The following is a 6,392-nucleotide window of genomic DNA, read 5'->3' as shown; positions in this document are numbered from 1 at the left end:
GCGCCGCCTCGGCAATCCACGGATAGCGCTCTTCGGAATCGACTAGCATCCCGTAGCTGAGCCGGTCCGCACCGGCTCGCGCCGTAAACTATTACAGTTCGAGCTATTCTGTTTCCGAAAGATTCAGCTCTAAGGAGCAAACTGTAGCCTATGGAGAACCAACGGACTGCGTCACGAGAGAAGGTTCTAAAGCCCGGAATGATCGAATTCGGGGGCAATGCAGTACCGTGCATCGTCCGCAATGTCTCCGAAGCTGGGGCGTCTCTCAACGTGACCAGCCCATTCGCCATTCCGGATTTTTTCACGCTGGTTTTGACGCTGGACGGTCAGCGGCATCCAGCTTGGATCATCTGGCGCAAAGACATGCAGATCGGCATCGCGTTCGAGCTGGCCCTTTAAAGCAGAGCGCCACAAACCCGCGCCGCAAAGCTCCCGCTCTATCGCGCCAATGATAGCGCTTGGCGAAACTCAGAACCTTTGCCATTTGGGAGAAATCAGTCACTCAGAGACTAAACTTCCGAGTGCTGTTAGGGCCAGTCGCGTGGATGGCGCGAGATTCGGTTCTATTCCGCTCAGATCATCCGGCCTGACGATTAGAAGAGATCCTTCGGTGATCACCAGATTCTGCGACGGAATGTCGCGAGCAACGAAGACTTGGCGCTGGATTATGCCTCCCTCAACATTGGGATCACTACCCAGTGCTTCTAGCAAATGCTCGAACCGCTCTGGCGGAATGAAGTAACCGATTTCTTCATGTACCTCCCGGACTACGCATTCCAGGAAAGTCTCGTTCCCTTCGCAATGCCCACCAAAAAGACCTACCATGCCTGGATATAAGATGTCGGGAACGTCGTCGCGCTGCTGAAGCAGGAAACAACCATCAGGGTCGATGATGATCGCGGAAGCGGTCTTCCGAACTGGCGGCGCACTACGGTTACCCATTTCTGCCTCAGCTCGAGATCGACCGGCCGGCGGATGTTCTGATAACCGACGCGCGAGCGCAAGAACCTTCAGCGATCTGCCTTCGCTCACCACGGACGTCTCTCCTGAGATTGAACGCCGCAGCATGACAGAAGCTGATTAAAACGAAAAAGCCCGCGCCTACCGAAGGTTTATTTTAGAATGCGAGTCGGACAAAGGAGCGATTTCGTTTCCGCAGCTTGATCACCGCGAAGACTGCTGGCGCTTAAGTCCATCGAAATCGGAAACTTAGGACGATCTCAGGGGAGCTGCTGGGCGACGGAACGGCGCCTTGGCGGGAGCGCAATGCAGGCTCGCAGGCGCTTTCATAGCTTAGCGAAGGGGGCGGCAGCGGCTGAAGAAAAAATTGCTGGGGGTGAACTTTCGGGCCACTGCGAGCGCGCTGCCCTCGCTCGCTTCGAGCGCGATCTTCTGGGCGAGCATGACGTCTCCGATCGGCAGATCGCCCGCCGGCAGGAAACATAGGCCGATGTTTGGGCGACCGTTTTCGCCCATCTCGCAGACATTCGCCGCGGCCCCGCATAGATCCTGTAGCGCTTGCCCGTGTCGCCTCCGACGACTTCGAAATAGCCTTTTGTTGCGAATTGTCCCCGCTGGGCCGGCGAGAGCCAGCGCCGCAAGAGTAGCAGCGCACGTCCTTCCGGAGTCCTTTCGGCGCCGTGTCTAATGAACAGTGCCTTTGCGGCCCTGATCCGCGAGCCTTCGCCCGCCCGGGACGGTTTAAAGCGCCACATGGCTTGGCGATTACCCGCCGACCAGCCTGGGGAAGAAGACAGTTTCCTCCGCTGTGGGGTCGAACGATCGGATCTGCGACACCTGACCTGCACCGGTCCGGACCGCGGCCGTGAAGCCGACGTTCGTCAGCTTACGGAAGCGCTGCTCCGCCTTGGCCAGTTCTCGTGCATCGTTCTCGTCGAAAAAGTGACGGCTGTCGCCGGCACGGTCCATCACAATCTGGATCGCCATGCGGGTCCCTCCTTCTTGCTTAATGACTGAATGTTGTTGAACCTCCGAAGTTCCTAGCTGGTCAACCGTCCTGCCTTCGCGCGTCGAAACCAATGCTTCGGTATGTTGGGACGCAGATGTCCCGCTAGCTATGCGCAGTTTCCCGGAATTCGGCGAACAGCATCAGCCCGCCACAGGCTCGCCCGAATGACCACGGTGGAGCGGCGGTCCGTCCGTTCCATAAACCGGAGTCGCATTCACATACGATAATTCGCCTGATGTGAAGCGCAGTTGCACTGGGCTTGGCCTTGCGGGTTCAGAGGCTTTCATGCCGTATTAAGAGTCTGAGCTTGTCACCGATGCGACGTGCCAGCATCAGGGCGGAATGATCCTAGAAGATGACAAGGAGCGGCGGACCAAGCAGAACGTCTTGCGGCAGAGCTCACGCTGGTCCGGCCAGAACTGATGTCCCACAACTCTGCAATTCGGGTTCGAGATCAAAGCAACGCGGAAATCTATCGCACCGCTCTCGATACTTCTTTAATCCGCAACGCCACCCTGGCCCCAACAAAGTCTCGTACTCACGATAGCACAACCTTCGCGCTGCGCGATCGCAACTCCGCCAGGCCCGCAGCCCGCGAAGCTGCAACCGGGCTTTTACCGAGGCGGATTCAGCTCACCAGCCAGCCAGCCGACGGCGTCTGTCTTCATTGGATCCACAGCGAAGGATGCCACTTCGGTACGTTCGCAGGTCGAGCATTCGAAAGTGCGCTTCTCGAATCCGGCTTTGGCCGGAGAGATGCGCGCCAATGCCATCCGGTGTTTGCATACCGGACACATCGGCCGCTCATTCATACGCGCAGTCCCCCACTGGCTCCAAAAGATACTCATTACCCCGCCCCGCAATTTGATACAGAAATGACGAAAGGCTAAGCGGCATCACGACGAGAGGTGGAGCAGTCTTCAACATCCCTTGAGAGCGCAGTCGCCGCCAAATGCTCCCAGTATTCTGCCTCCGCGAGCAGTCTCCAACTTCTATCAGGACGAAGCGCGGGACTTTGTCGACAAAGCGCGGCCATCGCGCGCAAGCGCTGTGCGGTTTTCATTCCAGCCTCCCGTGTTTTCTCCACCTTATTTTTTGTTTTTACGTTGGAGTCATCATGATTATGCATCAAAACTAATTTTTTGATCTTTTGCCGAGCCAGCAGCGATTCGGCGCGCGCTTGCTGCGATTGGTTTTCGTTTCGAGCTCCAATGCTGTTCATTTGACGAAATTTTCCGGCTGGCGTCCGTTCCTCACTTGGACCTCCATGCTCTGTCTCGACCAACTTCCCTCGCTGGGTGTTGCCATCTGGAGAGAAATGCAGCTGGATGGCACGATCTTCCGGGAAGCGACATCGCGAACAAGAGCGCAAGACTAAGCGGTCCCGATTGGCGCAGCTGTTCTGTGAACTATTGTGTCGAGCGCGCCTCTCCCAGCGCGATCGCGATGGCAATTGCTTCGAGGAGCCTCACAATCAGGGTCATTGGTCGTGACGTTTTTAAAAAGCCGCTGGCTTCACAGAACAAACAGCGCCTCACGCGGTTAGAGAGCAAACTCGCGAGGTGAGCTCATGCGTCGATCAGATGTGACTGCCATCCTATTTCTACTGTCTAGTTTCATGCCGCTCAGTGCTTCTGCTCAGCAAACAATGCCAGATGCTAACCAAGCCTCTCCCCAAGCGCGGCCGGAGGCAATGCCGCAGCAGCCGGAGCAAATCCAAAGGCAAAATGCTCCAGTCCAGCCAGAGCGTACACCGCAGCAATCGGATCAGGCACGCGACTCAGACCGCCAGAGGGCTGAGGACACGCGGATTAATCGCGATTGGACCACTCGCCAGCAGCGAGGCGAGGACCCTATGGATATGGACCGGATGCGTCAGATGCATCGGCAGATGGGCCGTATCATGGACCAAGATGAGGATCACCGAACCACGGGCCGAAACTGGCATCGTGAGGAGGATGATATGGACCGCGGCTCTAGATATGGGTCGTCGGGTCGCAGCGAAGGCCGACATTATAACGAAATGCGACGTTTTCCTCGCGTTAAGACCTGCATCGAGTATGAAAACGGTGACGAGTTCTGCCGGTATCGGGATTGAGCGGACACCCGGAACGTGCCGGTTGCCGCCGCTCATCGCGCAGGGCGTCAGCTCTCCTGCGGAGTAGGGCGAGACCTTTGGCGGCCGCCGGCCCACTGGTTCTCCCGGCGTCTGGTTGGGACCCGCGGTCTTTGTTGCCGGACGAACTTGGACCGCATGCACCCGGCTACACGGATCTGTGGGTCTCCGCAGATGATGGTTAGGGCATAATGTCATCAGCAGATTACCCAGATGCAGGAGGCAGATCTGAAAGGTGGGCCGGTTCAGACCTCCGCCCAGAATGAAGGGCAGCCGTTTGAAGCGGGATCGGTTGGATCGAAGGTCCGATCCGAGCTCACAGCAGCATCACCAGCTATCTGGACGGCAGCGACAAGGCGCGCCTTATGCACGCCATTACTAGTTCGCAGAGTACAGCTAGGCCATGTTTGCCGACGACAAAACATGGAACGCCGAACACTTGCGCTGCCTGACCGATATTTCGCAAGCACGCGGTTTCCAGCGACTGCGTCCGCGCCTTTTTTCCAACTCCTTTCGGAGACCTCCCTGAGGCGGTTAAGGTCGGCAGATATCCACTCCTTCGCGCTCAGCTGGTCAAGACGTTGGAAAGCCAGCGTTCTTGTGGACACGGGTTGGCCGACATCGGGGCAAGCTACGGTGCCTAGCTACGAATGGCCTCCATCCTCCATTTCGAGACTCTACTACGGTCGTTCGCTAGGGTTCGCAGCCGAACATTCAAGATCCGTTGAGACTCCCCTCCAGCTTTTCGCAGGGGAAGCCGCTGAGAGGCACGTCTATTCAGCACCTGGCAACGACGCATGCTTGTGAAAGGGTCGGTGCGCGACCGGTCAGCTCTCCGGGCCGGTGACGTCAGCTGACTCCCCGACGTAGCCAGATCATCGCCGCCGTCCAGTCCAGAGCGCGCGATTTCGGCGACTGGAAGGTCAGTGTATTGACGATAATGTTATGAAGTTCCTCGTCCACAACCTCGGCGAGATTTCGCTTTGCCTCCCGGAAATAAACGTGCAATAAAAAGTAAGACGACCGGAAGTAGTGGCGGGGCGACGTTGGAAGCGGTACGGCAAGATTCGGGGCTGCAGTGCCTTGCGCTGTTGTTGCGGTTCCATCAGATCGCGGTCGATCCCGCGCAGATCGCGCATCAATTCGCCGGCTCTGTGGTTGGCGTTCAGGAAATGCTCCGCTGCGCCAAGCAGCTCAAGTTGAAGGCGAGGGCGGTCCGCGAAAGCTGGTCTGGTCTTGCCAAGCTATCCTTGCCCGCGATCATCGAACGGCACGACGGTAGCTTCGCGATCCTCGGCAAGGCCGGCACCGACGACGTCCTGATTCACGATCCCGCAGTCAATCGTCCGCAAGCCATCAAGCGCGCCGAGTTCGAGCAGAGCTGGACCGGCCGCATCGTGCTGATGACGCGGCGGGCCTCGCTGTCCGATCTGGCGCGCCGCTTCGATGTCACCTGGTTCCTCCAGGCCATGCACAAATACCGGCGCTTGCTTGGCGAAGTGCTGGTTGCCTCGTTCTTCCTGCAGCTGTTCGCGCTGGTCACGCCGCTGTTCTTCCAGGTCGTGACCGACAAGGTGCTGGCGCATCGCGGTTATACGACGCTCGACGTTCTGGTGTTCGGCCTTATCGTCGTCTCGATTTTTGAGGCCGTCCTTGGCGCGCTCCGGACCTACGTCTTCTCCCACACCACCAACCGCATCGACGTCGAGCTCGGCGCGCGCCTGTTCCGGCACCTGATCGCGCTGCCGATCGCCTATTTCGAGGCGCGGCGGGCCGGCGATTCCGTGGCGCGGGTGCGGGAGCTCGAGAACATCAGGAACTTCCTCACCAGCTCGGCGCTGACGCTGGTGATCGACCTCGGCTTCACCTTCGTCTTCCTCGCGGTGATGTTCTACTACTCGCCGTTCCTAACCTGGATCGTGGTGGGCTCGTTCCCGTTCTATATGGCGATCTCGGCCGGCGTGACCCCGATTTTTCGCGAGCGGCTGGACAAGAAGTTCGACCGCGGCGCCGAGAACCAGGCCTTCCTGGTCGAGAGCGTCAGCGCGATCCAGACGCTGAAGGCGATGGCGATCGAGCCGCAGATGCAGCGGCGCTGGGAGGAACAGCTCGCAGGCTATGTCAGCGCCAGCTTCGACGTCCTCTCCCTCGGGAACTGGGCCAGCCAGTCGGTGCAGTTCATCAGCAAGCTCGTGACCGCGCTGACGCTCTATTTCGGAGCGCACCTCGTCATCGAGGGCAATCTGTCGGTGGGCGAGCTCATCGCCTTCAACATGCTGGCTGGGCGGGTGGCGCAGCCGGTGCTGC

General features: G+C 58.7%; 5 protein-coding genes and 1 pseudogene. 2 read left to right on the top strand and 4 right to left on the bottom strand.

Going from position 1 to position 6,392, the window contains the following annotated elements; all coding sequences use genetic code 11:
- Positions 1-150: 150 nt before the first annotated feature.
- Positions 151-399, top strand: a complete 249-nt coding sequence (locus IVB32_RS40930) for a PilZ domain-containing protein (RefSeq protein WP_256464992.1) — start codon at positions 151-153, stop codon at positions 397-399.
- Between the two features lie 99 nt (positions 400-498).
- On the opposite strand, the gene IVB32_RS40925 is transcribed toward IVB32_RS40930, so the two are convergent.
- The 4 genes and pseudogenes from IVB32_RS40925 to IVB32_RS40910 all read right to left on the bottom strand — a co-directional run bounded on the left by IVB32_RS40925 (position 499) and on the right by IVB32_RS40910 (position 3,191).
- Positions 499-1,035 (bottom strand): NUDIX domain-containing protein, encoded by a 537-nt coding sequence (locus IVB32_RS40925; protein ID WP_247366680.1) that lies wholly within the window; start codon positions 1,033-1,035, stop codon positions 499-501.
- Between the two features lie 258 nt (positions 1,036-1,293).
- Positions 1,294-1,715 (bottom strand): annotated as a pseudogene (locus IVB32_RS40920) (hypothetical protein).
- Positions 1,716-1,725: 10 nt separating this feature from the next.
- Complete coding sequence (locus tag IVB32_RS40915) at positions 1,726-1,947, bottom strand: hypothetical protein (RefSeq protein ID WP_247367719.1); 222 nt, start codon at positions 1,945-1,947, stop codon at positions 1,726-1,728.
- 908 nt (positions 1,948-2,855) lie between these two features.
- Positions 2,856-3,191 (bottom strand): hypothetical protein, encoded by a 336-nt coding sequence (locus IVB32_RS40910; RefSeq protein ID WP_247413158.1) that lies wholly within the window; start codon positions 3,189-3,191, stop codon positions 2,856-2,858.
- 1,940 nt (positions 3,192-5,131) lie between these two features.
- Here IVB32_RS40910 and IVB32_RS40905 point away from each other — a divergent pair.
- On the top strand, positions 5,132-6,392 hold a 1,261-nt coding region (locus IVB32_RS40905; protein WP_247413157.1), incomplete at its 3' end, for an ABC transporter transmembrane domain-containing protein.

It is taken from the genome of Bradyrhizobium sp. 23, assembly GCF_023073295.1.
Taxonomy (GTDB): Bacteria; Pseudomonadota; Alphaproteobacteria; order Rhizobiales; family Xanthobacteraceae; genus Bradyrhizobium; species Bradyrhizobium canariense_D.
Note: the sequence above shows the minus strand (reverse complement) of the source record. Positions and strands in the feature narration are given on the sequence as shown.

Excerpts from the sequence above, each read along its gene's own strand:
- IVB32_RS40930 (WP_256464992.1), top strand. The coding sequence starts at position 151 with ATGGAGAACCAACGGACTGCGTCACGAGAGAAGGTTCTAAAGCCCGGA.
- IVB32_RS40915 (WP_247367719.1), bottom strand. The coding sequence starts at position 1,947 with ATGGCGATCCAGATTGTGATGGACCGTGCCGGCGACAGCCGTCACTTT.
- IVB32_RS40910 (WP_247413158.1), bottom strand. The coding sequence starts at position 3,191 with ATGAACAGCATTGGAGCTCGAAACGAAAACCAATCGCAGCAAGCGCGC.